Source organism: Pseudooceanicola atlanticus, from assembly GCF_000768315.1.
GTDB classification, from domain to species: Bacteria; Pseudomonadota; Alphaproteobacteria; order Rhodobacterales; family Rhodobacteraceae; genus Pseudooceanicola; species Pseudooceanicola atlanticus.
Window position 1 is genome coordinate 1 of the sequence record NZ_AQQX01000023.1, and the last position, 23,438, is coordinate 23,438.

Annotated in this window: 28 protein-coding genes; 16 read left to right on the plus strand and 12 right to left on the minus strand. The window is 59.5% G+C overall.

Features of this window, described 5'->3' with window-relative positions; all coding sequences use genetic code 11:
* The first annotated feature begins 191 nt into the window (after positions 1 to 191).
* Entirely contained in the window at positions 192 to 1,259 is a 1,068-nt protein-coding gene (locus tag ATO9_RS21755; RefSeq protein WP_043754533.1) for a helix-turn-helix domain-containing protein, read from the plus strand.
* 69 nt (positions 1,260 to 1,328) lie between these two features.
* Here ATO9_RS21755 and petA read toward each other — a convergent pair whose 3' ends face one another.
* Both petA and ATO9_RS21765 read right to left on the minus strand, forming a co-directional pair.
* A complete protein-coding gene (gene petA, locus ATO9_RS21760) occupies positions 1,329 to 1,889 on the minus strand; it encodes a ubiquinol-cytochrome c reductase iron-sulfur subunit (RefSeq protein ID WP_017468347.1) in 561 nt (186 codons plus the stop codon).
* Between the two features lie 103 nt (positions 1,890 to 1,992).
* Positions 1,993 to 2,517 (minus strand): hypothetical protein, encoded by a 525-nt coding sequence (locus tag ATO9_RS21765; protein ID WP_017468346.1) that lies wholly within the window; start codon positions 2,515 to 2,517, stop codon positions 1,993 to 1,995.
* 75 nt (positions 2,518 to 2,592) lie between these two features.
* Between ATO9_RS21765 and ATO9_RS21770 the strand changes: the two genes are divergently transcribed.
* A complete protein-coding gene (locus ATO9_RS21770) occupies positions 2,593 to 3,159 on the plus strand; it encodes a Crp/Fnr family transcriptional regulator (RefSeq protein ID WP_043754540.1) in 567 nt (188 codons plus the stop codon).
* 5 nt (positions 3,160 to 3,164) lie between these two features.
* Here ATO9_RS21770 and ATO9_RS21775 read toward each other — a convergent pair whose 3' ends face one another.
* The 7 genes from ATO9_RS21775 to ATO9_RS21805 all read right to left on the minus strand — a co-directional run bounded on the left by ATO9_RS21775 (position 3,165) and on the right by ATO9_RS21805 (position 7,795).
* On the minus strand, positions 3,165 to 3,617 hold the full coding sequence (locus ATO9_RS21775) for a DUF411 domain-containing protein (RefSeq protein ID WP_043754541.1): 453 nt from the start codon (positions 3,615 to 3,617) through the stop codon (positions 3,165 to 3,167).
* Positions 3,532 to 4,524: a sterol desaturase family protein gene (locus tag ATO9_RS21780; protein ID WP_017468740.1), complete on the minus strand. Its 993-nt coding sequence runs from the start codon at positions 4,522 to 4,524 to the stop codon at positions 3,532 to 3,534. The genes ATO9_RS21775 and ATO9_RS21780 overlap by 86 nt, the downstream gene beginning before the upstream one ends.
* A gap of 6 nt (positions 4,525 to 4,530) precedes the next feature.
* On the minus strand, positions 4,531 to 5,517 hold the full coding sequence (locus tag ATO9_RS21785; protein WP_012187043.1) for a cation diffusion facilitator family transporter: 987 nt from the start codon (positions 5,515 to 5,517) through the stop codon (positions 4,531 to 4,533).
* Position 5,518: 1 nt separating this feature from the next.
* On the minus strand, positions 5,519 to 6,181 hold the full coding sequence (locus ATO9_RS21790; RefSeq protein ID WP_043754550.1) for a TVP38/TMEM64 family protein: 663 nt from the start codon (positions 6,179 to 6,181) through the stop codon (positions 5,519 to 5,521).
* Between the two features lie 3 nt (positions 6,182 to 6,184).
* Positions 6,185 to 6,634, minus strand: a complete 450-nt coding sequence (locus ATO9_RS21795) for a DUF6010 family protein (RefSeq protein ID WP_012187041.1) — start codon at positions 6,632 to 6,634, stop codon at positions 6,185 to 6,187.
* Positions 6,635 to 6,795: 161 nt separating this feature from the next.
* Positions 6,796 to 7,233, minus strand: coding sequence for an ion channel (locus ATO9_RS21800; protein ID WP_012187040.1), 438 nt, complete (start codon positions 7,231 to 7,233; stop codon positions 6,796 to 6,798).
* Positions 7,234 to 7,321: 88 nt separating this feature from the next.
* Positions 7,322 to 7,795 carry a rhodanese-like domain-containing protein gene (locus tag ATO9_RS21805; protein ID WP_008327269.1) on the minus strand — a complete coding sequence of 158 codons (474 nt, stop codon included), beginning with the start codon at positions 7,793 to 7,795 and terminating at the stop codon, positions 7,322 to 7,324.
* Between the two features lie 188 nt (positions 7,796 to 7,983).
* Here ATO9_RS21805 and ATO9_RS21810 point away from each other — a divergent pair, with 188 nt between their 5' ends.
* The 7 genes from ATO9_RS21810 (at position 7,984) to ccmI (ending at position 14,672) form a co-directional block, all read left to right on the plus strand.
* On the plus strand, positions 7,984 to 8,706 hold the full coding sequence (locus ATO9_RS21810; RefSeq protein ID WP_007803380.1) for a response regulator: 723 nt from the start codon (positions 7,984 to 7,986) through the stop codon (positions 8,704 to 8,706).
* Positions 8,706 to 10,172 (plus strand): ATP-binding protein, encoded by a 1,467-nt coding sequence (locus ATO9_RS21815; protein WP_017468462.1) that lies wholly within the window; start codon positions 8,706 to 8,708, stop codon positions 10,170 to 10,172. Before ATO9_RS21810 ends, ATO9_RS21815 begins: the two co-directional genes overlap by 1 nt.
* On the plus strand, positions 10,108 to 10,413 hold the full coding sequence (locus ATO9_RS24850; RefSeq protein ID WP_229673406.1) for an SHOCT domain-containing protein: 306 nt from the start codon (positions 10,108 to 10,110) through the stop codon (positions 10,411 to 10,413). Before ATO9_RS21815 ends, ATO9_RS24850 begins: the two co-directional genes overlap by 65 nt.
* A 65-nt stretch (positions 10,414 to 10,478) precedes the next feature.
* Complete coding sequence (locus ATO9_RS21825) at positions 10,479 to 12,479, plus strand: heme lyase CcmF/NrfE family subunit (RefSeq protein ID WP_043754556.1); 2,001 nt, start codon at positions 10,479 to 10,481, stop codon at positions 12,477 to 12,479.
* Positions 12,480 to 12,487: 8 nt separating this feature from the next.
* Positions 12,488 to 13,054 carry a DsbE family thiol:disulfide interchange protein gene (locus ATO9_RS21830; protein ID WP_043754559.1) on the plus strand — a complete coding sequence of 189 codons (567 nt, stop codon included), beginning with the start codon at positions 12,488 to 12,490 and terminating at the stop codon, positions 13,052 to 13,054.
* Complete coding sequence (locus ATO9_RS21835; RefSeq protein ID WP_009807484.1) at positions 13,051 to 13,524, plus strand: cytochrome c-type biogenesis protein; 474 nt, start codon at positions 13,051 to 13,053, stop codon at positions 13,522 to 13,524. Before ATO9_RS21830 ends, ATO9_RS21835 begins: the two co-directional genes overlap by 4 nt.
* Entirely contained in the window at positions 13,521 to 14,672 is a 1,152-nt protein-coding gene (ccmI, locus tag ATO9_RS21840) for a c-type cytochrome biogenesis protein CcmI (RefSeq protein ID WP_043754564.1), read from the plus strand. Before ATO9_RS21835 ends, ccmI begins: the two co-directional genes overlap by 4 nt.
* Positions 14,673 to 14,700: 28 nt before the next feature.
* Here ccmI and ATO9_RS21845 read toward each other — a convergent pair whose 3' ends face one another.
* The gene (locus tag ATO9_RS21845) at positions 14,701 to 16,830 is read right to left on the minus strand and encodes a protein-disulfide reductase DsbD family protein (protein WP_043754565.1); all 2,130 of its coding nucleotides are present in this window, start codon (positions 16,828 to 16,830) and stop codon (positions 14,701 to 14,703) included.
* Between the two features lie 283 nt (positions 16,831 to 17,113).
* Positions 17,114 to 17,416, minus strand: a complete 303-nt coding sequence (locus ATO9_RS21850; protein WP_043754567.1) for a DUF2933 domain-containing protein — start codon at positions 17,414 to 17,416, stop codon at positions 17,114 to 17,116.
* Positions 17,417 to 17,571: 155 nt separating this feature from the next.
* On the opposite strand from ATO9_RS21850, the gene ATO9_RS21855 reads away from it, so the two are divergent.
* The 7 genes from ATO9_RS21855 (at position 17,572) to ATO9_RS21885 (ending at position 23,155) form a co-directional block, all read left to right on the plus strand.
* A complete protein-coding gene (locus tag ATO9_RS21855) occupies positions 17,572 to 18,132 on the plus strand; it encodes a L,D-transpeptidase (RefSeq protein ID WP_043754569.1) in 561 nt (186 codons plus the stop codon).
* A 28-nt stretch (positions 18,133 to 18,160) separates the two neighbouring features.
* A complete protein-coding gene (locus tag ATO9_RS21860) occupies positions 18,161 to 18,619 on the plus strand; it encodes a c-type cytochrome (protein WP_043754571.1) in 459 nt (152 codons plus the stop codon).
* A gap of 372 nt (positions 18,620 to 18,991) precedes the next feature.
* Positions 18,992 to 19,585 carry a c-type cytochrome gene (locus ATO9_RS21865; RefSeq protein WP_007803403.1) on the plus strand — a complete coding sequence of 198 codons (594 nt, stop codon included), beginning with the start codon at positions 18,992 to 18,994 and terminating at the stop codon, positions 19,583 to 19,585.
* 2 nt (positions 19,586 to 19,587) lie between these two features.
* Positions 19,588 to 20,505: a c-type cytochrome gene (locus tag ATO9_RS21870; RefSeq protein WP_043754573.1), complete on the plus strand. Its 918-nt coding sequence runs from the start codon at positions 19,588 to 19,590 to the stop codon at positions 20,503 to 20,505.
* 43 nt (positions 20,506 to 20,548) lie between these two features.
* On the plus strand, positions 20,549 to 21,943 hold the full coding sequence (locus ATO9_RS21875; RefSeq protein ID WP_043754575.1) for a multicopper oxidase family protein: 1,395 nt from the start codon (positions 20,549 to 20,551) through the stop codon (positions 21,941 to 21,943).
* Positions 21,940 to 22,422, plus strand: a complete 483-nt coding sequence (locus ATO9_RS21880; protein WP_043754577.1) for a c-type cytochrome — start codon at positions 21,940 to 21,942, stop codon at positions 22,420 to 22,422. The genes ATO9_RS21875 and ATO9_RS21880 overlap by 4 nt, the downstream gene beginning before the upstream one ends.
* 1 nt (position 22,423) lies before the next feature.
* Positions 22,424 to 23,155 carry a DsbA family protein gene (locus ATO9_RS21885; protein ID WP_009807488.1) on the plus strand — a complete coding sequence of 244 codons (732 nt, stop codon included), beginning with the start codon at positions 22,424 to 22,426 and terminating at the stop codon, positions 23,153 to 23,155.
* A 42-nt stretch (positions 23,156 to 23,197) separates the two neighbouring features.
* Here ATO9_RS21885 and ATO9_RS21890 read toward each other — a convergent pair whose 3' ends face one another.
* Positions 23,198 to 23,398 carry a heavy-metal-associated domain-containing protein gene (locus ATO9_RS21890; protein WP_007803412.1) on the minus strand — a complete coding sequence of 67 codons (201 nt, stop codon included), beginning with the start codon at positions 23,396 to 23,398 and terminating at the stop codon, positions 23,198 to 23,200.
* Positions 23,399 to 23,438 lie beyond the last annotated feature (40 nt).

Below are 23,438 nucleotides of genomic sequence, written 5' to 3' on the forward strand. Positions count from 1 at the left end.
TAAACGACCGTTTACAAACGAATGCAAGCAAGTGTTTTCTCATTGTGCCGATGCACAATCCCCTGGTTTCCTTGCATTGATCGCGATCTGAAAGGTTCCGTCGGCAGTCGCGCGCACGTAATGTGTAAAGAGCATTGTCGACGGTCACAAAACAGCTTGGGTAATGTGCAAATAATCTGTATTTTGCACATATGATGCCACAATCGACTATTATTCCTGAAGATTTCGACGAACCCCTCGACATCGGAGAGGGGGATGAGGATGCTTCGGAAGAAGTTCTCTGGTACCTGCCGGGCCCGATCGAAGAGGAACCGGATTACCGGCCTCCCGGACCTCGGGCGGGACAGCCGGAAAAGGGCCTCATTGATGACTGGGCAAGGGCCGAAGCGGATCAGGCTGCGCTTCTGGCGAGGGTGGCCGGGCGCTTGGGTGCGCTCGATGACCGATTGGCTCGCGCGCCCAAAGGCTGGCTGCATAGGTTGGCACTGATCGAGGCGGCAGACCTGAGCTGGTTTGCAGGAGATCGCGTAGGCCCGGATCGTCTGGCGCTATGGATTTCTATGCGCCTGTCAGGCGCACAAGATGACCCAAATGCCTTGGCGCGAATTGGATGGGCCGTTCGGCGACTGACAGGCGGTCCTGACCCGATAGTCGATATCGCAGCCTTCCTCGACCGCCGCGATCCTGAAAACATCGATGAAAATGCCGAGCGCTTCGACGATCGCGCGAGCGGTTGGCTGGATTTGATGAAACAGGCCGCCGATCTTCATCCGATCACCCGCGCCTGCATGGGGTTTCATCTCTGGAGTCTTGCGGGCCTTGGGCAGCAGGGCGATCGGGTGGAAGCAGCGGTCACGGCCGCGCGCATCGCGGCTAGCGAGGGAAACGGGGCAATTTTCGCACCGTTGGCAATGGGCGGGGCAGGGGGCCTGCGCGCGAGTGGGCCATCGGCAGAGCGCCTTAAACAATGGCTCGAGGGGATGCAGACAGCTATCCTCATGGCGATGCGGCGCCTCGACGATATCCAATCATGGTCAGCGAAGGCCAAAGCAGAGATGTCAACGCTCTCAGGCAAGACACCGCCGGTCCTGAGCGCCCTGCTGACCGAATGGCCCCTCGTTTCCGCCCCGATGGCCGAAATGTGGATCGGTGCTAGCCGCGCCACCGCTCAACGCAATCTCGCCTGGATGGAAGCGAAGGGTCTAATCCGTGAAGTGACGGGGCAGGGACGGTTTCGGATGTGGAGTATTGCGATTTAGGCCGACCAGCGGCCAGTCGAAATCTCTTCCAGTTTCGAGCGCTCTGACTACAGATTATCCTTTATTGCATCACCCCAAAGTCAGCACCATCTCCTCCGAGAGCGACAAGTCCGGAATATGCAGGTTCTCAGGTGCCGGGCCTTTGCGAATGCGCCCAGCCGCGTCATAATGGGAACCGTGACAGGGGCAGAACCAACCCCCGAAATCCCCCGCCCCATCCCCCAGAGGGACACAGCCCAGATGGGTACAGACACCGATCATGACCAGATATGCCTCGTGACCCGCAATGGCCCGGTTCTCATCGCTTGCCAGCGCATCGTAGGGCAGATTTGGGTTGCGCGCCGAGCTGTCAGGCAGGTCAGAGACCGCCTGTGCCCGAGCCTGAGCCATTTCTGCCTCCGTTCGATGACGGATAAAGACAGGTTTTCCGCGCCAGTTGACGGTCAATTGCGTTCCGGGCGCGAGATCGGAAATATCAACAGTGATCTGTGCCAAGGCGCGGACATCGGCGGAGGGGTTCATCTGGTTCACCAGTGGCCAGAGCGCAGCCCCTGTTGCCACGACCCCTGCCCCGGCCGTTGCGTAATACAGGAAATCCCTGCGGGCGGTATTCTCTGACGCTTCCATCATCGGGCATGTGTCCGTGCCTCCCGCGCTGGAAGGTCAACACGCGAGATGTAACGTTTTGTCAGCGCACCTCTCTACGGATCATCAAACAGGCCTTGTCGGCGCATTAATGGTGCGGGCCCGCGCCTTTTGCCATCATGAGGTGGTGCTCTTGGTGATGCGCCCCGATGGTCATCAGACCAAAGAAACCAAGTCCCTGAATCTGCGCGGCATCGCCATCGACACTGAGCGCCACGCCATCTTCTAAGTCCTCTGTCACAACGTCCCAGCCGGTCTCGGCCGCGAGAAAGGGCGCATGGGCGGGCACCATGGCGCGGATGGCCTCGAGAACACGGGGGGTGCCCCGAATCTCGAACCGGGCCCCTTCCGGCCGCAGGGTGCGGGCGACCACGGCCTCTTGGGTCAGAAGGTCCATATCGACCAGATGGCGGCGCAATCCGTCAATATCGACCCGCTCCCAATCCGTCTCGGGATCGGCCTGCAGGATCGTTACGATTTCCGCCAAGGCGGCAAAGGCCGATTGCCCGGTTTCCTGCGGTCCGCCCATGTCGTGACCAGCCGCGGAATTGGCGTGCTGCGCGGCCACGGGTGCGGCCATCACTATGGCAAGGACGAAGGGAATGAGACGCATGGACAGGTCCTTCAATGGGGTGGTGTCATGTTTACGCTAGCAGGGGCGGATGCATCGTAATATGATTTCAATCATATGTTGCCAAACCCCTATGATCATATCCCGAGCTCAGCCCTGCGCCCAATCTCCGGCGCGGTTGGAGATACCGTATTTCACCAAGGCGACCCCACCCACGGTCTCTATGTCGTGCAAACCGGGCGCGTGCATCTCGAGCGGGTCGATCCAGATGGCGAGCGGTTCATCATCCACCGTGCCCAAGCCGGAACAAGCTTTGCCGAAGCTTCGGTGTTTTCGGAGGTCTATCATTGCGACGCAGTCATTGTTGAGGCCGGGGCGCTGATCCGGATCGACAAGGCTTCCGTATTGGCCGCTTTTGCCGACCCGGCATTTGCCCGCGCCTATGGCCGTCAGGCGGCTCAACAGATACAGGCGCAGCGACAGATGCTGGAGATCGTCGGCATTCGGCGCGCAGAGGACCGGGTGATGGCAGGGTTGATCGCAGGCTTGCTCGAAGGCTCCATCGTCGAGTTTGCCGCTCGGTTACAATTGAGCCATGAGGCGACCTACAGGGCGCTGCGAAAGCTTGTGCAAGACGGACGGGTCATGAACCCGTCCCGCGGGATCTATCACCTGCACCCATGACCTGATCAGCTGTGGCTCGCGAAGACCGAGGTCGCGCCGTCGGAGCCAACAAGCAAGGTGTCAAAAGCGTCACCGGCCCCGGGACCGCCCATGCCGGGCGAACTCATCGGCATGCGGGGGACAGTCAAACCGCGCGCCATCGGTTGCTCTGCTAGCAGCCGCGTGATGTCCGCGGCAGGCACGTGGCCCTCGATAAAATAGTCGCCCACGACCGCCGTGTGACATCCAGCAAGTTCCGGTGCAATTTGCAGCCGATCTTTGAACGCATAAAGCGCATCCTGATCGACGTCCTGCACCTCGACCGCGAAGCCCGCTTGCCGGACATGATCGACCCAAGCGGTGCAGCATCCGCAGGTGGGGGTTTTCAGGACTTTAATGACCGGTTCCGTGTTGGCCAGTGCTCGCAGGGGGAGTGTGGCAGCCGCTCCGGCCAGCAAGAACGTACGTCGTTTCATCATGTGTTCCTTTTTGAGTTACCCGAGACCCTAGAACTGTGTTTTCGAGAGTCCAGAGGCTGTTCCTGCTTGTCGGCGTGAGGGCGGATGTATCCAGGGCGTGTCCGCTTGCTGGCCCGCGAAGGGGCTGGATCAACATCCTGTCGACCCAGAGGTCGCGCGTCGTGCGAAACTGCTCGATACCGATCGTCATTCCCTCGTGGCCCTTCGCGGGCTGGGCTACGTAAGTACCCATGAGGCGGTCCCACCACGGCAGGTTGAAGCCGTAGTTTGAGTTGGTTTCGCGCGGATCGACAGAATGATGCACGCGGTGCATGTCGGGTGTGACGACGATCCATCTGAGCCACCGGTCGACCGGTCTCGGCAGGTTGATGTTGGCATGGTTGAAGAGGGCAGTGGCGTTGAGGATGATCTCGAACAACAAAACCGCGACGGCGGGCGGACCAAGCGCTGCCACCAGGGCGAGCTTGATCGCCATCGAGATGAGGATCTCAATCGGATGGAAGCGTAATCCAGTGGTTGCGTCGAAGTCGAGATCCGCATGGTGCATCCGGTGCAGGCGCCACAGGGCCGGGACGGCGTGGAACATGACATGTTGCAGATAGATCGCCAGATCGAGCAGCAGCATGGACAGGATCACAGCCAACCCGAAAGGAGCCTCGATAATGTTGAACAGGCCCCAGCCCCGCTCCTCGGCCAGGACCGCCAGACCGACGGCCAGGATTGGGAAAGACAACCGGAGGATCGCCGTATCGATCACGACAAGTGCCAGGTTGTTCGACCAACGGATGACACGCGGAATGTCACGCCGCCGACGCGGGGCGGCGAGTTCCCAAAGCGCCATGGCGGCCAGCACACTCAAAAACGCCGTCAGACGAATCTCCGGCTCTGCGGCTAGTATTATGTCCATCACAGTCTACGGCCCTTCTGTGTTAGGGCTTGGGTGCGGATGCGCATCTCGCACATCAGTCTTTTCTTGCGCAGCCTTTGCAGCCGCTATCTGGACTATATCAAGATCCCGCGCGTGGCGCTCGTCGAGACACTCTGTTTCGAGCTGCAGCGTGACCATGTGAAACCCATGCTGTTCCGTCAGCCGCCGATAGGCCCTGTTCAGCAAATCCGCGGCCTCGGCGGGTGACTGATGGCGGATATGGGCGGAAAACGCGTGTTTGCCGCTGGTCAGCGTCCAGGCATGCACATGGTGAACATCCAGAACCCCGTCCTGCCCGTTCAGGTCCGCTGTTACAGCGTCGAGATCCGTTCCCTCGGGCGTGCCTTCCATGAGAATGTGGACCGCTTCCTTGATTACGCCCACAGAGGCCCAGAGGAGAACCACCCCGAACGCCATGCCGAGAATCGGGTCAATCGCCAGAAAGCCGGTGAACTCGATCACAAGGGCGGTGACGATGATCAGGAGGCTGCCGACAAAGGTCTGGATGATGTGCCAGAGCGCGCCACGGGCATTCAGATCGTCCTTGCTCGATTGCCACATCAGCGCCAGAGAGACCACTTCCGTGACCAGGCCCCCGAAGGCGACCCAAAGCATGGGGCCTGTGGCCAGGTGGATCGGGTCTCCGAGCCGCATCGCGCCCATCCAGATCACCAGAAGCGCCATGCCGAGAAGAAAGCCGCCATTCACCAGCGCCCCGATGATTTCGGCGCGGTACCATCCGAAACTGCGCGTCGAATCCGCTGGACGGCGCGCAATCCGCTGCGCGGTGATGGCCACGAGAACGCCGCCAACCGCCGACAGGGTGTGAAACGCATCCGACAGGACGGCAATCGAGCCAGTCCAGAGCCCGACGGCCAGTTCAATCACGAAGTAGACGCCGGTGAGCCAGGCCGAAATCACAAGGGCCTTGCCGGAACTCGGCATGTGCCCGGCGTGAGAATGACTGGCCATATCAGCTCTCCTCCCCTTGTGTACCGGTCTTTCGCGTCGCGGCGAAGAGAACCGACAGGCCGGTAAAGCCACCGAGCGCAAGCGCGGTCCATGTGGCAGTGCGGGCATCTCCGTTCATCGCCTGGTTGCCCATGTGAGCGAGCAAAAAACTCGCTGGAATAATCCCGGCCATCGTGGCCAGCGCGAACCTCCAAAGATGCAGCTTGCTCAGACCTGCGGCGTAACTGATCATATCGAAGGACAGAAACGGCAGCAGGCGACTGCCGAAGACCAAGAAGGTCAGAGTGTTCTGCGATCCGAACAGGCCTGAGTTAATCTTCTGACCGAGATGACGCTCAACGAAGGGACGACCGAGACCGCGGGCCAGACCAAAAGCGGCAAGCGCACCGAGTTCCGCGCCAAGAACGACAAAGAGTGTCCCGAACGTGTGCCCATAAGCCGCTCCGGCGGCGAGTGCGATCGGCGCCGAGGGCAGGGGGCTTGCGACGATAGCGATTGTCATAAGCGCCACGATAACAATTGGTCCGGCAAGACCTGCCGCCTCGATCCAGCGGTCAATTTCCGCGCGATCAGGCAGGCGAATGTCAACGCCAAGGACGTCCGGGAAGGCCAATGCGACGACTCCCATCAGGAACACCGCAATAAGAAGGATGCGCATCATCATGGATCAAAACACGGCATAGAGCAGAACGAAAAACGTCGCTGCCAAAAGGTCAAAGGCCACGCAGAATGGAATATACCAGTTCGGAATCCGGGCGAGACGATAAGAATTGTGGTGTGACATGTCCCAAAGGGCGTGCAGGGCCAAGCCCAAGGGAAGGAAAGCCCAATGCCATATCAGCCCCAAAAAGGCTGCCGAGCCGAACAAAAGGGCGACGGCGAGCTCTGCCCAGAACACGCGCGCTCTGCCGTCCGCGGCGCCAAAGCCGATATAGGCACCGCCAATCAAAGCAAGCGTGATCGAAGCAAGAGCTATCGAGCTCTTTTCATCCAAAAACAGGTGAGCCGGCATTGTGAGCAAGACAAACAACACACCAACCCATACGGGAGATTTCAAGATATCCCCGTGTCGATGGTGCGATACGTGATCGCCTGTCTTTTCGAAAATCTGTGCCATGGCTTTGTACCTAGGGATTCCAGCAACTGGAAGGTCAAGGGCTATTCATCCACGCGCGCAACGCAGCGCTCACTCAACCGTTCCACGGTGAGGTCAAAGGACCGATATCAGGACGTATTTGACGCTGACGCCAAGCTCATGTCCGACGCGCGTGGCGATTTTCAGTCATCTTTCGCCTTCTGCCAGACTTGCTGGCAGGCTGAGTAAAGAAACGTCGCTGACCAGGTCAGCAACATGAAGCCCAAAAGCGATTGCAGCATCAGCAACAGTCGAAAGGGCCCGACCACCTCTATGGACGAATAGCCAAGGGTCGAGAACGAGATGCCCGTAACATAGAGAACATCCTGAAACATCGGCGGGCTGTTGCTGAACGATTGCGGCAGAACGCTTGCCACCACCATCGTGTTGAACACGGCGAGCGTCACAAGTTCCAATACGTGCAGCAACAGCAACGCGGAAAACGTCAGGATGATCCGAAAGCCGGAGCCATCCGACCGCTGCGGGGAAAACTTCAGAATGCCCGACAACGCATAATGATGGACAATTCCCATCACGATCGCCGCGCATATTCCGACAAACATAGCCATCAACTCGGTCATACACCCAAACCCGTCTTCCTGTTCAAACAGGTCAATTTGACCATACATCAGGCTTTTAGCACAACGGGACCAATTGATTCTTCACTGGTCAGGCCAACGCGGGGGGCAACCCGTTCAGGGCGACATCCACCGGAACGGTCGGCAAGTTCGATGCGATCCAGCCAGGCCCTTCGCCTGATCCCAACATCCCTTCCGAGATATCGGCGTAGCCCGAATAACCAGCTTGTCTCAACGCTCGAAGCAGCGATGCGGAGCGTCCGCCAGTGGCGCAGATCAGTCCAACAGTGCGATCACCGCTCAGTTCCTTGGCCCTGAACAATCGGTCCGGAAAACCGGACGCGTGCATGCTTATCGGCCATACACCAGCACCAACGCCGGTTTCTTGCCACTCTTTGTGCGTTCTGACATCGATGATCCGCGCCGTATCCGATAGAAGCGCGTCAAAGGCATTCTCTGCCGACCAGACAGATCGGCTCTGCGCCAACAGCGGTGACGCCGCGACGGTCAGCACCGTCATATGAGCACCCAGAACGAAACGGCGCCGGTTCAAATCAAGAGCCATATTCGAAAACCTCATCCTTTGATCGGTTGCGATCCCAAAGGTCACATAACATACGCGCGACGCTACCCGGGAGCACGACACGGTGCAGGCACAGATTTGTATCCATCTGTAGCAAGGGACTGACCTGATACAAACGGCTACAATTCTGCCCATGAAACAGAATGCAACGATGATCTAGGAAGGACGCCATGGGACCGCCACCTCATATCCTTATCGTGGACGACCACGCTCAGATACGCGAAAGCGTCGCGCGCTTCCTGGAGAAGAACGGAATGCGCACGACCGTCGCCAGGGATGCCGTGGAGATGGATGCCAAGCTGGCCACCGGTCACTTCGACCTCCTCGTGCTCGATGTCATGATGCCGGGCGAGGACGGTTTGTCGGTTTGCCGCAGACTTGCGCCAGAGGGTGATCTTCCGATCATCATGCTGACGGCGCTTGGTGAGGAAACGGATCGGATCGTGGGTCTGGAAATCGGTGCGGACGATTATCTCGCCAAGCCGTTCAATCCACGAGAACTGCTCGCCCGCATCAAGTCGGTTCTTCGGAGAAGCAACCGCGACGAACCTGTGGCCGGAAGCCTCGCTGGGAGGAAAGTCTCTTTTGCGCACTGGATACTGGATACCGACCGGCAGGTGCTGATTGACGAGTCCACCACCGAGACCCCATTGACGACCTCCGAGTTCAAATTGCTGGCGGTCCTGCTGGAACGCGCGAGGATGGTGCTCAGCCGTGACCAGTTGCTTGACCTGACCGCTGGGCGGACGGCAGGCCCGATGGATCGAACCATCGACAATCAGATCAGCCGTCTCCGCCGCAAAATCGAGCCGGATGTACTTAGGCCCAGTGTCATCAAAACGGTGCGGAACGGCGGATACTGTCTGGCTGCCGATGTCGAGGATGCGCCGTGATGCGCCGTGCGATGAGGTCTCTGAGCGGCCAGTTGATCCTGCTTGTGGTCGCGGCACTTGTCGTGGCCCAGGCGATCAGCCTGTTCCTGTTCGCTGACGAGCGCACCCTTGCGATTCGTGCCGCATTGGGGTTCGAGGCCGCCGGTCGCGCAGCAAATGTCGCGCGGTTGATCGAGGAGGCCCCGCCGGAGTTGCAGGACTCGATCCTCCGCGCGGCGAATTCGCCATTGATCCGGTTTGATCTGTCGGACGTTCCGAGCGTGGAACACACCGGTCATTCGGATGGCGGCATCGTGGAAGGACGCATACGCGCGCTTCTGGGCGATAGCTACAGCCGGGATATTCGCGTTGAACTGCACGAGGTCGAGGGCGCGTTGCGGCCCCTTCCCAATCTCTCGGACGAGATGACGGAAATGCATCTCGCGATGATGCGCGGAGAGTTGACGGCGGTTGAGATGAACCTGTCGATCGCCATCAAGGGAGCGCGTTGGCTGAATGTCGGAACGCGGTTCGAGCGTCCGCCAATCCAATGGCCTTTCTATTCGATGCTGACCTTTGGAATTTCCGCCGGACTGCTCCTGGTGGCGATCTTCTGGTTTGTCATGACGCGCCTGACGCGTCCTTTGCGGCACCTCTCCAAGGCCGCGGACCATCTTGGCCGGGGCGAGGATGTGGGTGAATTGACCGTCGCGGGGCCGACCGAGGTCAAGGATCTGACCGTCGCCTTCAACCGCATGCAACGACGGCTGACCCGGTTTGTCAGCGATCGGACACGGATGCTCGCAGCGCTTGGTCACGATTTGCGCTCGCCGTTGACTGCTATGCGTGTCCGCGCGGAGCTGGTTGACGAAGAAGAGACGCGGGACAGCCTCATCGCATCGGTCGAAGAGATGCAGAGCATGGTCGAAGCGACGCTCACCTTTGCACGGGGCCTTACCGGATCCGAAGGTGCCGAAGTGGTCGATCTGCGCAATTTTCTGGACAGCTTGTGCAGCGATATGGCGGCACACTGCACCTTTGCCCCGAGTGATGATGTTGCCGTGCGGCTTCGACCCAACGCGTTCCGAAGGGCGCTGAGGAACCTGCTTGAGAACGCCGTTCGCTACGGTGGTGCCGCAAAAGTCAGCTGGGCGACCCACGGTTCGAACCTCGTACTCAACATCGATGACAATGGGCCCGGCATTCCCGTCGACCAGTTGGAAAAGGTCTTCGATCCCTTCTATCGCCTCGAGCAATCGAGGTCTCTGGAAACGGGCGGTTATGGGCTTGGGCTCTCGATCGCGAGGACAATCGTCCAATCCCATGGCGGCGATATCCAGCTGGTCAACCATAACAGCGCGGGTTTGCGCGCTGTTGTCACCATCCCACTGGATGAAAGCGAACTAATCGAAGGAGAAACAGATGAAACTGAAAACGCTCATTCCAACGTTGCTGGCCAGCTTGCCCGCCAGCATGGCGCGAGCTGATGGTCCAGGCTCCTGGACAGGTCACATGTGGGGCGGAGGCTATGGCTTTATGGGCGGCTTCATGATGCTCGCCTTCTGGGGGGCGCTGATCGCATTGGTGGTGTTTCTGGTGTTCAGGCTGCGGGACAATGGCACCCGTCCCCCGGACTCGGACGCGCAGGAAGCGCTCAGGCGCCGCTTTGCAAATGGGGAAATCGACGAAGAAGAGTTCCGTCGCCGCAAAGCAACGCTCGACGAATAGACCCCGCCGCGGACGCCAAAGCCGTCCGACGCGACGCCCACCGACGCTGAATAGGAAAGAACGCCATGGTCCCGGAAATTGGTCACTTCGCACTGGCCCTCGCGCTTGCGCTTGCGCTTGTTCAAAGCGTTCTGCCGATTGCAGGTGCGTCGCGTGGAAACGCCGTCTGGATGAAATCCGCCCAGGCGACGGCAATAGGACAAGTGCTGTTTGTGGCCATAGCCTTCGCAGCGCTGATGCAGGCCTTCATCGTCAGCGACTTCACCGTCAGGAACGTCGTCGAGAATTCCCATTCGCTCAAGCCGATGCTCTACAAGGTGGCCGGGACCTGGGGCAGCCATGAGGGTTCGCTGCTGCTCTGGATTCTGATCCTCGCGGTGTTCGGCGCGGGCGTCGCCTGGTTCGGATCGAACATCCCCGCCGAGACCAAGGCGCGCACCTTGTCGGTGCAGGCGTGGATCAGCGTCGGCTTCCTGTCCTTCCTGCTGCTGACGTCGAACCCCTTCGAGCGGGTGTTTCCGCCGCCGCTCGACGGCAATGACCTCAACCCGTTGCTTCAGGACATGGGTCTCGCCATGCACCCGCCGCTCTTGTATTTCGGGTATGTCGGCTTCTCCATCGTGTTTTCCTTTGCCGTTGCGGCTCTTCTGGAAGGGCGCGTCGATCCGGCCTGGGCCAGATGGGTCCGCCCGTGGACATTGGCCGCGTGGGTCAGCCTTACGGCAGGTATCGCTCTTGGATCGTGGTGGGCCTATTATGAACTGGGCTGGGGCGGCTGGTGGTTCTGGGACCCGGTCGAGAACGTGAGCTTCATGCCCTGGCTTCTGGGCACGGCGCTGCTGCATTCCGCCATCGTCACCGAAAAGCGCGACGCGTTCAAAAGCTGGACCATCCTACTTGCCATCCTGACTTTCTCGCTTTCGCTGCTCGGGACGTTCATCGTCCGGTCAGGCCTGCTTACATCCGTGCATGCCTTCGCCGTCGATCCAGAGCGCGGGCTTTACATTCTGGGTCTGCTGGCCGTGTCCATCGGTGGGTCGCTGGCGCTCTACGCCTGGCGGGCGCCCGAAATGGAGCCGGGTGGTCTGTTTCGCCCGATCAGCCGCGAGGCCGGGCTGCTCGTGAACAACCTCATTTTGGCCGCCGCTACGGGAACGGTCCTGTTCGGGACGCTTTATCCGCTGATCCTCGAGGCTATCACGGGGGACAAAATCTCGGTGGGTCCACCTTTCTTCAATGCGGCTTTCATTCCGATGATGCTGGCGCTGGTCGTGTTCATGGGTCTTGGTCCATTCCTGTCGTGGAAGCGGGCTGATATCGCCGGGTTGCTCGATCGCATTCGGTTCGTGGTCGTTCTGGCGTTCATCGCAGCTTTGGCCGCATGGTATCTTCTGAACGGTGGGCCGATCATGGCCTATCTTGCCATCCTTGGCGCAGCGTGGCTGCTTTTTGCAACCCTACGGGAATGGGCGCTACGCATCCGCCTGTTCGAGGTTCCCCTTGCAGAGAGCGCGAGACGCGCGCGCAACCTGCCACGCGCCTCTCACGGTATGACACTCGCCCATGCCGGCGTCGCTGTGTTGATGATGGGGATGATCGGCTCGACCGGATGGAAGAGTGAGGAGATCGTCTTTGCCGCCCCCGGGACCGAAGTCACGATCGCGGGGTTCGACATCACCTTCGAAGGGGCCACACAGGTTCAAGGGCCGAACTACATCGCGGATCGCGGCACCCTTGTGGTCCGTCGGGATGGCGAGCTGGTCACGACGCTTTTCCCAGAACGCCGGTATTACCCGGTCGCGGAAAGCCAGACGACGGAGTCGGCCATCCGCTCTACATTGGCGGGTGATCTCTATACGTCGATTGCAACGCCAGCCTCCGATCAAGTGAACAACGCCGGAGCATGGACCCTTCGGATCCTCTATGAACCGCTCGTCAACCTGATCTGGATCGGCTCGATCCTGCTGGTGATCGGTGGCTGTTTGTCCTTGTCGGATCGCCGTTTGAGGGTCGGGGCGCCGCGCCGCGCCAAACAGCCAGCCAGCGATGCTGTTCCTGCCGAGTAGGAGAGAAGATGAAACGTCTCATTGCCGGGCTGCCGTTTATTGCGGCGGTCATATTCGGGGGTTTTTTTCTCTGGGGGCTCAATCCCGACCGGGATCCCAACGAGATCCCTTCCGTCCTGATCTCGCAACCGGCCCCGGCGTTCGACCTCGATCCCGTGCCGGGGTTGGAGACACCCGGCCTGGCCCGAAGCGATCTTGTAGGCAACGAACGACCGGTCGTGGTCAATGTCTTTGCGTCCTGGTGCGTGCCCTGCCGCGCGGAACATGCCGTGTTGACACGCTTTGTCGAACGCGAGGGCATGCGGTTGTTCGGCATCAACTACAAAGACAAACCAGAAGATGCCGTGAAGTGGCTCAATGACCTCGGCAATCCCTACGAACGGATCGGGTCCGACCTTTCAGGCCGGACAGGGATCGAATGGGGCCTTTCAGGCGTGCCGGAAACCTTCATCGTCGATGGCGATGGTACTGTTCTGTTTCGCTATGTCGGGCCGGTCGTGGGTCCGGACGCCGTCGAACGGTTCACGCAAGCCCTGAAGCAGGCAGGCGCACTGCCAAATGGAGCAGGTTCATGAGACAGTTGATTTTCGCGTTTTGCATCGGGCTCCTTCCCTTTGCCGCCAATGCGGTGGAACCGGACGAAATGCTGACCGACCCGGTATTGGAACAGCGTGCGCGGGAGATTTCCAAGGATCTACGATGCGTCGTCTGTCAGAACCAGGACATCGACAGTTCGAACGCGGGTGTGGCGCGGGACTTGCGTCTGCTCGTACGCGAGCGCCTGGTCGTTGGAGACAGCGACGCGGAGGTGATCGAATACATACGGGCGCGGTACGGGGATTACGTGCTGCTGAAACCGCCTCTGGAGCCTGCGACCTACGCGCTTTGGTTCGCTCCGATCGCTTTCGTTCTGATCGGGGTTTTCGTTGGTGGCGGGCTACTGATGAGTCGGCGAAAGCAAGAGGCATTTGAAGACTTGGGCTCGGAGGATGAGAACACCGTGTCCGAAATTCTCAGGCAAAACGAAGCGGGGGATGCGTCATGATCTGGGGTATTTTCGTTCTTTTGACGCTGGTCGCAATCGGAATTGTCCTCTACCCGCTGCTGCTGTCCAAATCGAACACTCTCACCAGAGGGGATGCGGTACCGGCGATCCTCGCCGATCAGATGCGGGAAATCCAACGAGACATGGACCGCGGTTTGATTTCTGAACAGGAAGCTCAAGCAGCCAGACTCGAGATCAAGAAACGGATCCTCGCGACGACCCGCAATTCGGAAGAAAAAGCCGGATCATCCCGTAATGGTGGCAGAGTCACTCTCGTTGTCGCGGCGGTCCTCGCGCCGGTTATTGCCGCAGGCTACTATCTGACGATGGGATCGCCGGAGGTTCCTTCAATGGCCTTCGCTGCCCGTGCAGAGGAGCGGGCACAGACTGATGAAGTGACGGCGCTGGCAATACAACTTCGCGAAAGGCTTGTATCCGATCCGACCGGCGGCCCTAGCGAAGGGTGGATGCTGTTGGGCCAGACCTATCAGCGCATGGGCAGAGCAGCCGATGCCGTCGAAGCCTTCGAAGTCGTTGCCGAACGGGAGGATGCCACCTCCGCGACATTCTCCATGCTGGCAGAGGCTGTCGCGGTTGCCAATGACGGCGTTGTTATTCCACGGGCGAAATTGGCCATTGATCGCGCTTTGGACCTTGACCCATCCAATCCTGCGGCAACCTACTTCGAGTCTCTGTATTACCTTCAGCAAGAAGAGACGCGTAAGGCCTACGATCTGCTTGTTTCACGACTGAATCAGGAAGAGGCTTACGTTCCCTGGATGGAGACCTATGCAGCGCAGATCAACCGGATTGCAGCGGCAGCTGACCTTCCGGTCGTCAATCTACCCAGCGGGCCGACGTCGCAACCAGGCCCGAGTGCCGCAGATGTCGCGGCGGCGTCGGAGATGAATGACGCGGATCGCGCGGAGTTCATCCGATCGATGGTCTCGCGGCTGGCCGAGCGTCTTGAGGATGAACCGGACGATCTGGATGGTTGGATGCGGCTGGCAAATGCCTATACCGTCCTTCAGGAGCCCGATCGCGCCGTTGAGGCCTACCGCAAGGCTGAAGCGCTGTTGGAGCAGCAGCCCGCCAGTGATCCTCGGCGTGCGGCGGTCCGTGCCGCGCTTGAGCGGCTCGGCGGCTGACTACTGCTCGGTGTCCCGGTCGAGCAGGTCACTCCTGTCCGGCAACCTTTGCGGAAACATCCCGACCACTGGCTTGCGCCAAGGCGTTCATCACGTCCTCGGTTTTTAGCAATTCGGACAGCACAATGCCGTTCGGTGCCGATGGTCCGTAGACGGCATTGAAGGGGATGCCGTATCTGCCGAAACTCTCAAGGTAGCGGGAAATGCGCGTGTCCGGGCGTGTCCAATCTGCCTGCATCGCCGTGACTCCAGGCGCTTCAAGCGCGCTCCGGACTGGCTCCCGATCGATGATAAGTGTCTTGTTCGCTTTGCAAGTCAGACACCAGTCAGCGGTCACATCGACAAAAACGACCTCTCCTGCGGACACGCGTTTCGCTATTTCCGAACGATCAAATGCGATCCAAGCCATTGCCAACTGCGGCGTCGAACGCGCAGGTGCTGATTGCTGCAAGAGAGGACCTGCGGCAATGGCCAGGACAAGGCTGGCTATGGCAATAGACCACCTGAATTGGGACTGCACATTCGGGAGAGATAGTATCAGAACGGCGAGACCGGACAACGCCGCGACCGCGATGACAGACGCAAGCCCGGCGACACCGTCGAGCACCCAGAACAGCCACACGGCGGTTGCAAGCAACAAAACCCCCATGACGCTTTTGATGATCAGCATCCATCGACCAGGCTTGGGCATGAATGCGACCAGACGCGGGAACGCGGCGATGACGAGATAGGGCAGGGCGAGGCCGAGCCCGAGGCTCGTAAAGACGATGAGGATGTCCACGCCACGCCCGGCCAAAGCAAAGGCCACCGCGGTGCCGAGGAACGGTGCCGAACAAGGCGTCGCCATGACGGCACCGAACATGCCAGTGAAAAAGTCGGCGGAATACCCGTTGCGTCCTCCGGCCCCTGCAAGCCGCGTCTGCATGCCGTGTGGAAGGGCGAACTCGAACGCTCCGAACAGATTTGCCGAAAAGACGAGCAGGACAGCGATCATCGCCGCAAGAAACAGCGGGCTTTGAAACTGCAAACCCCACCCGACGCTGAGGCCTGCCGTCTGGAGCGCCCAGAGGACGAGCGCCAGACCCCACATGAACGTCATGATGCCGGCGCTGGCAGCGACGAAACCGAACCGGACACGGGTTGTGTCGTGATCGGTGTGTTTGAGCACAGACGACACCTTGATGGACAGCACCGGCAGCACGCAGGGCATCACATTCAGGATCAATCCGCCCAGCAGCGCGATCGCGGCAATCCAGATCAGTTCCATCATGTCCGGTGTCGTGGCGGCCAGTTCAAAGGGTGGTGCTATTCCTTGCGCCACGCGATCCGCGATGATCGTGAAGGCCCGGTTCTCGCCGTCGGTGACGGTAATCGACGGAGCCACTGTCACATCCGTATTCGACGAGAGGATCGGCAAGCGCGCCCAAAGCAAACGATCCTCTTCTCCCAAACGGATATCGGGTTTGCCAAGCGCAACACCCATACCCAGTTCGGGAAACACATCCGGCGACTGGAGTGGTTCATCGACGCGAAGGCTGACGATCAACTCCGTGAGGTCTTCGTCGATGAAGGCATTTGCCTCGCTGACGCCGCTCGTCTCGGCCCCTTCGGGGACGCGCTCGGAAAACGTACCGATCAGCCCAGCCGAAGTGCTGTCGATGACGTTGCCCCGTCCGAGGCGAAGTGACAGGTCAAACTCTTCCGGGACACAGACATTGGAGCACACCAGCAGTTTGACCTGCGCGGAAAGAGTCACAGGTGCGCCGGGATCTTTGAGCGTTATGCGCAGCGGAAAGACGACTTCACCCGCATAACCAAAATTTTCGATGCCGAAGGCGGTGAAGCGCGTCGGGGCGGGCCACATGAATTCGACATCTGCGACGTTTTCGGAACCGCTCCATTCGACCGAAGGCGGTATTCCCACCTCGCCCGGCGACCGCCAATAGGTCTTCCAGTTTTCGTTCAGTTGAAGGTGAAGCCCGGCTGACAGAGTCTGTGTGTTCTCGGGAACGCCGTCCTGTACACTAATGAGATGCGCGGTGAGTGGCGCGCTCTGGTATTCAGCAGAGGTTGCTGCCGCGACACTTCCAGAGACAACGGCCAGGAGCACGAAGGGAATAAGCAAAACCCGTCGCAGGATCAAAAGGCAATCGATCAAGATACCTGCTTCCTTCCCATATTTTCCGCAGATTTCGCCAGGACGGCGGAAATTGCGTCAAAGTCCACCTGTGGCAAAACCCTGACGACCGTCCGCACAGACAATTCGCGCAACGCCAGTCGCAGAAGATGAAAGGGTTCGACACCCATCCGGCAGAAGGTCTGACGCTTGCTTCGTGGACACGATAGCGCCGCGATCCGAGCAGTCTTCAAGACTTCCTGCACATCCCCCAAGCATGAAACCCGACAACAGCAACGCGCCTACGCGTACCTTCCCGCGCACATCACGGCCTGTCGCGGACCACGACTGGAATCGCGGAGGTTATGGGCTCGGTCGTTTCCTCGATAGTATCCTTTGCCTTGTCGGAATGGCACGATTTTCCCATGAACTTGTGCATCACGAGATGCGCCCCAACGCACAGCAGGAGCGGGGCGAAAGCCGCTGCATTGCCCCACATGCCCGCCAATGTGCCGCCGGCAAGAAAAAACCCCGCAACGGGCAGCAGCATGACGACGCAACACGCCATCATACCATAATGCATGAGCCTGTCCGTGATCGGCTTTTTTCTGTGGCTGTGGTGGTCCATGACACCCTCTTTGTCTCGTTCCCGGCGTCATTTGCGACCCTCCAGCAGGGTAAGGTCAAGGATACAAATGGATACACTTCTCGCGGCCTTGTCAGGTTGCCTGATGCCGGGTCTCCCTTAAAAGACATGTACAAACCGTAGGCTAGGAGTGTGTCATGACGACATCGCGAAACAACAAGATCAATCGACGAAGCCTGTTGGGGTATGCGGCTGTCGCTTTGGTTGCACCAAGCGTGGTTCGAGCCGAAACCATTCGCCGCAACATTTCTTCTTTCCGAGTTCATGACTGGCAAGATCACTTCGACGCACTCGGAAAGGGGATCATCATCTCCGATACCGTGACGAAGGCGCTCCAGCATTGGACATCAGATGGCGAAATGCGGATCTACCCAACGTCCGTTCCGCTGACCGACGAACTCACCAAACGCGGTTACACCGAAGTGGTGGAAAAACGCAAAAACCCCAGCTGGGCGCCAACGCCCTCCATGCGCGAACGCAATCCGGAATGGCCGGCACGTATCGAGGGGGGTGATCCGGAAAATCCCTTGGGAACCCGTGCACTTTACCTGTCGTGGCAGTATTATCGTATCCACGGAACACAGGATACGCGCAAAATTGGCCGTCGGTCGTCAAACGGCTGCATCGGTTTGTTCAACGCACAGATCGAGGAAGTTTTCGAGCGGGCACCCGTCGGCACTCAAGTCAAACTCATCTGACCCAACGGGCAAGGCGGAAGATACAGGCATGGACAAATTGACTGCGCTGATTGGTGCCGTTTTTGTTATCGGCGGGGGTTTTGCCGTTTGGCAGTTCGTTGGAGCCGAAGATACAGCGGTTGGCCACTCCATGACGCCGCCTGACACAAGTGAGATCGCTGAAGGCGGCCCGATCGTTCAGGTCCAGCTGCCGGACGAACTTTCGCAGCAGGCGGCGCTTGGAAAGAACATATTCGAGGCAAAGTGTTCTGAGTGTCACGGTGAAAATGCTGCCGGTCAAAACGGTGTTGCGCCGCCTCTTGTGCACAAGATCTACGAACCAAGCCACCATTCGGACATGGCCTTCGTTTTGGCTGCACAAAATGGCGTCCGGGCGCATCACTGGAATTTCGGTAACATGCCGAAGATTGAGGGGTTGACCCAAGGAGACGTCAAGATGGTTGCCGCCTATGTCCGCGAACTACAGCGGGCCAACGGGATCAACTGATGCGTTGGTCGAAGACAAGCCAATGGATTCTGTCGATGATTCTTGGCCTTTTCCTTGTAGTTCTCGGGTTGCCTGAGGTACCAGCCAATCATGGCGAAGCATCCTTGGCGCAAGAAGTTCACCCTCACGAAGTTGTAGGGTCATCGACGAACGAAGCCTCTGACCACTGTCATCCGGGACTCGATTGCTCTGTCCCGGTAGCGGTTTTGCTTCAACCAAAAGTGGCTTACGAGCCTCACTTTCTGAAGGCCGTCATGCATGACGGCGCGACCCTACAAACCGAGTTGCGCCCCACCAACGATCCTCCACCGCCGCGACGGTGGGTCTGATTTCACATCGCTCGAAAAGCAGACCCAAAGAAGGATCGAAGACATGAAAAAGACGACTATCGTAGCGGCAGTGTTGATTGCAGGTACTGCGGTCACGGCATTCGCGCATAGCGGTGCCACCGGCATCGTGAAAGAGCGCATGGATGCCATGCTTGCAATGGGGAAGGCGGTCAAGACCGTGGCCCCGATGATGCGGGGCGAAACGGCCTATGACGCAGAAACAGTGCGCGATGCCGCGCGCCTGTTCCAGCAGCACGCCGGTGAGAGCATGACAAAGCTGTTCCCAGAGGGCACAGGGGGCATGCCCTCGGAAGCCAAGGACGAGGTGTGGACCGACTGGGAGCGCTTCGCGGCATTGGCAAGTCAGCTGGAAGAATACTCTGAGGGCCTGGAACGCGCAGCCGACAATGGATTGGGCGGCATGAGCGGCAATACCTCCATGGATGGCGCCTCGATGATGGGCGGCGGGTCAATGATGGGAGGCGATACAACCATGATGGGCGGGAGCACGATGATGGGCCGAGGCGACATGATGGATGCGGCCGCCATTGCCGAAATGCCCGCCGACGCAGCATTCGCGATGACGACCCAGGTCTGTTCCGCATGCCATGAACGCTTCCGGGCGGAAGAAGACTGACCATGCGCCGGTTCTTGACACTCGTCAGCGGGGCCGCCGTGCTGGGCGCGGCCAGCCTCGGCGTCGTGATTGCATGGCCTGTCGGCAGTGCAGTGACTCCGATTGCAATAGAGGGCAATGTCGACCGGGGCGCATATCTGGCGCGCGCCAGTGGGTGCATTGCCTGTCATACCAATTTTGAAGCGGGCGGCGCACCACTTGCCGGAGGGGCGCCGCTCGAAACCCCGTTCGGAACGTTCTACCCGCCCAACCTGACGACAGACCCGGAACATGGCATGGGCGAATGGACGGCAGAACAGTTCGCAAAAGCCGTGCGGCAAGGCATCGGCCCCGATGGAACGCCGTACTATCCGTCTTTCCCGTACACCTTCTATGCGGATTTTTCTGATCAGGATATCGCTGACCTCTGGGCGGCGTTTCAAACCGTGCCGCCCGTGGACGAGCCTGCACCAGAAAATGATGTCAGCTTCCCATTCGACCAACGATGGGGGCTGAAGCTCTGGCGAGCGGCGTTCTTCTACGATCCGGATACCGAACCGATTGAAGGGCGAAGCGACGCATGGAATCGAGGACGGGAATTGGTGCGCGGTGCGGCACATTGCGGAGCCTGCCATACGCCGCGCAATCTTGCGGGAGGCCGCGATATCGGTGCTTCCTTTGCAGGCAACGCCCAGCTTCCCGGTGGCAGCAAGGCCCCCGCGATACGGCCAAAAGACCTGGTCAAAAATGACTGGACGGTTTCAAACCTCGCTTATGCGCTCCAGACCGGCATCACCCCTTCGGGCGATGCTTTCGGCGGCAGCATGGCGGAAGTGGTTCGCGAGGGAACTCGGTTTCTGACACCTGCCGATCGCGAAGCGATGGCGCTTTTCCTACTGAACAAGGACACGGTCGAGGCGGAGAACTCCGCTTCGAACTAACATCACGCGGGGGCGACACGCCCCCGCTTTCTCGAGGATCGAAATGAAACAAACACGTCGGGATTTCTTGCGCAATGCAACTCTGGCGGCCTGTGCGGCCGCCATCCCGCGGTCGGCTTATGCCGCAACCCCGTTCGAGGACGTGGTTACCAAGGTTGCGCGTCGACAACTTCTTCCGGACACCTACCCGGAAACAGAGATCTGGGGCTATGACGGTCTTGTTCCGGCCCCGGAAATCCGGGTTGCACAAGGCGATCGGGTGCGTCGCAGGTTCCGCAACGAGGTACCCGATCCCAGTTCGGTTCACTGGCACGGAATCCGGATCGATAACGCGATGGATGGCGTTTCAGGACTGACCCAGAAAGCCGTGGCACCAGGTGAAACCTTTGACTACGACTTCGTCGTACCGGACGCGGGCACCTATTGGTATCACGCGCATAATCGCTCATACGAGCAAGTCGCGCGTGGTTTGCGCGGTGCCTTGATCGTCGAAGAGGTCGATGGACCGGACATAGACCGCGAGGAAGTCATCGTTCTGGAGGACTGGTTGCTCGACCCTGAGAGCGGGCAGCTGTTCGACAATTTCGAACAGCCTATGATGATGAGCCACGGTGGACGCATCGGCAACTTTATCACGACCAATGGGCGCTATGACCTGACCTTGCCCGCGAAGCGCAACGAACGCATTCGCTTGCGGATCATCAACGCAGCAAGCGCTCGAATTTTCCCGCTGAGGCTCTCTGGATTCAGTGGCTGGACGGTGGCCGTGGATGGAATGCCAACCGGCCAACCCCAGTCGGTTGACGGCGAGTTGATCCTCGGCCCGGCACAGCGCGTCGACTTAATTGTGGATGTGACCGAAGACGAAGGCGGCACCGCCCAATTGCTTCGCATCGGCGATGATGATCAACTGACCCCGTTGGTGAGTTTTCTGGTCAACGGCACAGCCAGTTCAGTACCAAGAGGCAAGCCACTGCCGTTGCCGCCGAACCCCGCGGCACACGCCCCGGACCTTGCCGATGCGCGTGATTTGCGACTGGTCATGTCCGGCGGGGCAATGGGGCGAATGCAGTCCGCATTGCTTGGCGGGGAACGTCTTGGATTCCGTCAGCTTGCCCAAGCGGGCAAATTCTGGGCCCTGAATGATGTCGCCGAAATGACCGACACGCCACTGGCCGATCTATCCCTGAACGAGCCGGTGCGCCTGAAGATCGAGAACCAGACCGTTTTCCCACATGCGATGCACCTGCACGGGATGCATTTCCGCGAGCTGCGCCCCGACGGCGCGTTCGGGCCGATGCGGGACACGATCCTGTTGGCCGGCAACGAGTCCCGGGAGATCGCCTTTACGGCAGACAATCCCGGCAAGTGGCTGTTCCATTGCCACATGCTCAGCCACGCCGCATCTGGCATGACAACCTGGATACGGGTCACATGAGATATCTCGTTTGGTCCCTTCCGATCACTGTCGCAGCAGCCGCCTTCACGTATTGGCTCTCGACCAGTGCATCCTCGGATGTCGGCAGCGCGTCCAGGGCGGAGAGCTACGACATCGAAGAAGGCGCGTTGCTCTACGCAGAAAACTGTGCGTCTTGTCATGGCGCGGGTCTGGAAGGCCAGCCGGAATGGCGAACGCCCGGCGCGGATGGGCGCCTGCCAGCACCACCACATGATGAGACGGGTCACACCTGGCATCATCCTGACAGCCTGCTCTTCGATTACACAAAACTGGGGGGTGCAACGCTTCTGGCGCGTCAGGGCGTCGAATTCGACAGTGGCATGCCCGGTTTCGCAGACGTGCTGACCGACCAGCAAATTCACAACATCCTGGCCTTCATCCGGTCCACCTGGCCAGACCGCATCCGCGAAGTCCAGGCCGCGCGGACAGAAGCCGACGAACAACGGGGAGAGAACTAAAATGCGTTTCAGACAAGCCTTCACGACGGTCGCGATAGCTGCCTTGCTTCCGATACCGGCACTCGCGGACGAACTGTCAGAGTCCCGGGTCAAGGAACTTGTGCTCGAGGCAATCCGCGAGAACCCGGAGATTGTCATGGAGGCCGTGGCGATCCTCGAACAAAGGCAGGCGCAAGCGCAGGAGCTCAGTCAGGCCCAAGTTCTGAATGACCAGCGCGATCTGATCGAGAACGATCCGAATGCGCCGGTTCTCGGCAACCTGGAAGGGGACGTCACTGTTGTGGAATTTTTCGACTACAACTGTCCCTATTGTCGGCGGGTCAAACCCGAGGTGCGGGCTTTGATCGAAGACGATCCCAACATTCGCCTCGTCTATCGTGAATGGCCCATTCTCGGAGACGGATCGGTGTTTGCCGCGAAAGCGGCCTTGGCAGCGCGCAAGCAGGACAAATACGAAGAGTTTCACTGGGCAATGATGGGGCTGGAAGGCCGCGCGGAAGAGGCCTCCGTGCTGCGCGTGGCCGAGGAGATCGGCCTGGATATCGCGCAGTTGCGCAAGGACATGGAGGCCCCCGAGGTCGAAGAGCACATTGCGACCTCCATGCAACTGACCCAAGCTCTGGGCTTTAACGGCACGCCGTCTTTCGTGATCGGGGATGCGCTGGTCCCGGGCTTCGTCGAAAAGGCGCAGCTTGCCGACTTGGTCGAGGAAGCCCGCAAAGTCGAAGACTGAAATTCTGTGCCCGGACCACCCTTGGGTGGTCCAGGCACTGCATCAAGCGGCCGCAGGTTCCACGTTGTAGCCCGCATCCCGAATGATCGCTTGGACCTGATCGGCTGGTAACACGCTGTCGACATGCACCTGTCGGGCAGAAAGGTCACATTCTACGCCTGCATTCGGATCTGCGCTCTTCACCGCGCTTTCGATTGCTGCGGTGCAATGCCCACAGCTCATGTCCGGAACGCTGAACTTCATCGGAACCACTCCTTGATCTGATTTCTATCGGTGACATGGG

Excerpts from the sequence above, each read along its gene's own strand:
- ATO9_RS24850 (WP_229673406.1), top strand. The coding sequence starts at position 10,108 with ATGAAACTGAAAACGCTCATTCCAACGTTGCTGGCCAGCTTGCCCGCC.
- ATO9_RS21785 (WP_012187043.1), bottom strand. The coding sequence starts at position 5,517 with ATGGCCAGTCATTCTCACGCCGGGCACATGCCGAGTTCCGGCAAGGCC.
- ATO9_RS21830 (WP_043754559.1), top strand. The coding sequence starts at position 12,488 with ATGAAACGTCTCATTGCCGGGCTGCCGTTTATTGCGGCGGTCATATTC.
- ATO9_RS21870 (WP_043754573.1), top strand. The coding sequence starts at position 19,588 with ATGCGCCGGTTCTTGACACTCGTCAGCGGGGCCGCCGTGCTGGGCGCG.
- ATO9_RS21795 (WP_012187041.1), bottom strand. The coding sequence starts at position 6,634 with ATGGCACAGATTTTCGAAAAGACAGGCGATCACGTATCGCACCATCGA.
- ATO9_RS21815 (WP_017468462.1), top strand. The coding sequence starts at position 8,706 with ATGCGCCGTGCGATGAGGTCTCTGAGCGGCCAGTTGATCCTGCTTGTG.
- ATO9_RS21770 (WP_043754540.1), top strand. The coding sequence starts at position 2,593 with ATGTTGCCAAACCCCTATGATCATATCCCGAGCTCAGCCCTGCGCCCA.
- ATO9_RS21880 (WP_043754577.1), top strand. The coding sequence starts at position 21,940 with ATGAGATATCTCGTTTGGTCCCTTCCGATCACTGTCGCAGCAGCCGCC.
- ATO9_RS21855 (WP_043754569.1), top strand. The coding sequence starts at position 17,572 with ATGACGACATCGCGAAACAACAAGATCAATCGACGAAGCCTGTTGGGG.
- ATO9_RS21835 (WP_009807484.1), top strand. The coding sequence starts at position 13,051 with ATGAGACAGTTGATTTTCGCGTTTTGCATCGGGCTCCTTCCCTTTGCC.
- ATO9_RS21775 (WP_043754541.1), bottom strand. The coding sequence starts at position 3,617 with ATGATGAAACGACGTACGTTCTTGCTGGCCGGAGCGGCTGCCACACTC.
- petA (WP_017468347.1), bottom strand. The coding sequence starts at position 1,889 with ATGATGGAAGCGTCAGAGAATACCGCCCGCAGGGATTTCCTGTATTAC.
- ATO9_RS21865 (WP_007803403.1), top strand. The coding sequence starts at position 18,992 with ATGAAAAAGACGACTATCGTAGCGGCAGTGTTGATTGCAGGTACTGCG.
- ATO9_RS21810 (WP_007803380.1), top strand. The coding sequence starts at position 7,984 with ATGGGACCGCCACCTCATATCCTTATCGTGGACGACCACGCTCAGATA.
- ATO9_RS21805 (WP_008327269.1), bottom strand. The coding sequence starts at position 7,795 with ATGGCTCTTGATTTGAACCGGCGCCGTTTCGTTCTGGGTGCTCATATG.
- ATO9_RS21885 (WP_009807488.1), top strand. The coding sequence starts at position 22,424 with ATGCGTTTCAGACAAGCCTTCACGACGGTCGCGATAGCTGCCTTGCTT.
- ATO9_RS21755 (WP_043754533.1), top strand. The coding sequence starts at position 192 with ATGATGCCACAATCGACTATTATTCCTGAAGATTTCGACGAACCCCTC.
- ATO9_RS21825 (WP_043754556.1), top strand. The coding sequence starts at position 10,479 with ATGGTCCCGGAAATTGGTCACTTCGCACTGGCCCTCGCGCTTGCGCTT.
- ATO9_RS21800 (WP_012187040.1), bottom strand. The coding sequence starts at position 7,233 with ATGACCGAGTTGATGGCTATGTTTGTCGGAATATGCGCGGCGATCGTG.
- ATO9_RS21860 (WP_043754571.1), top strand. The coding sequence starts at position 18,161 with ATGGACAAATTGACTGCGCTGATTGGTGCCGTTTTTGTTATCGGCGGG.
- ATO9_RS21765 (WP_017468346.1), bottom strand. The coding sequence starts at position 2,517 with ATGCGTCTCATTCCCTTCGTCCTTGCCATAGTGATGGCCGCACCCGTG.
- ATO9_RS21850 (WP_043754567.1), bottom strand. The coding sequence starts at position 17,416 with ATGGACCACCACAGCCACAGAAAAAAGCCGATCACGGACAGGCTCATG.
- ATO9_RS21890 (WP_007803412.1), bottom strand. The coding sequence starts at position 23,398 with ATGAAGTTCAGCGTTCCGGACATGAGCTGTGGGCATTGCACCGCAGCA.
- ccmI (WP_043754564.1), top strand. The coding sequence starts at position 13,521 with ATGATCTGGGGTATTTTCGTTCTTTTGACGCTGGTCGCAATCGGAATT.
- ATO9_RS21780 (WP_017468740.1), bottom strand. The coding sequence starts at position 4,524 with ATGGACATAATACTAGCCGCAGAGCCGGAGATTCGTCTGACGGCGTTT.
- ATO9_RS21875 (WP_043754575.1), top strand. The coding sequence starts at position 20,549 with ATGAAACAAACACGTCGGGATTTCTTGCGCAATGCAACTCTGGCGGCC.
- ATO9_RS21790 (WP_043754550.1), bottom strand. The coding sequence starts at position 6,181 with ATGATGATGCGCATCCTTCTTATTGCGGTGTTCCTGATGGGAGTCGTC.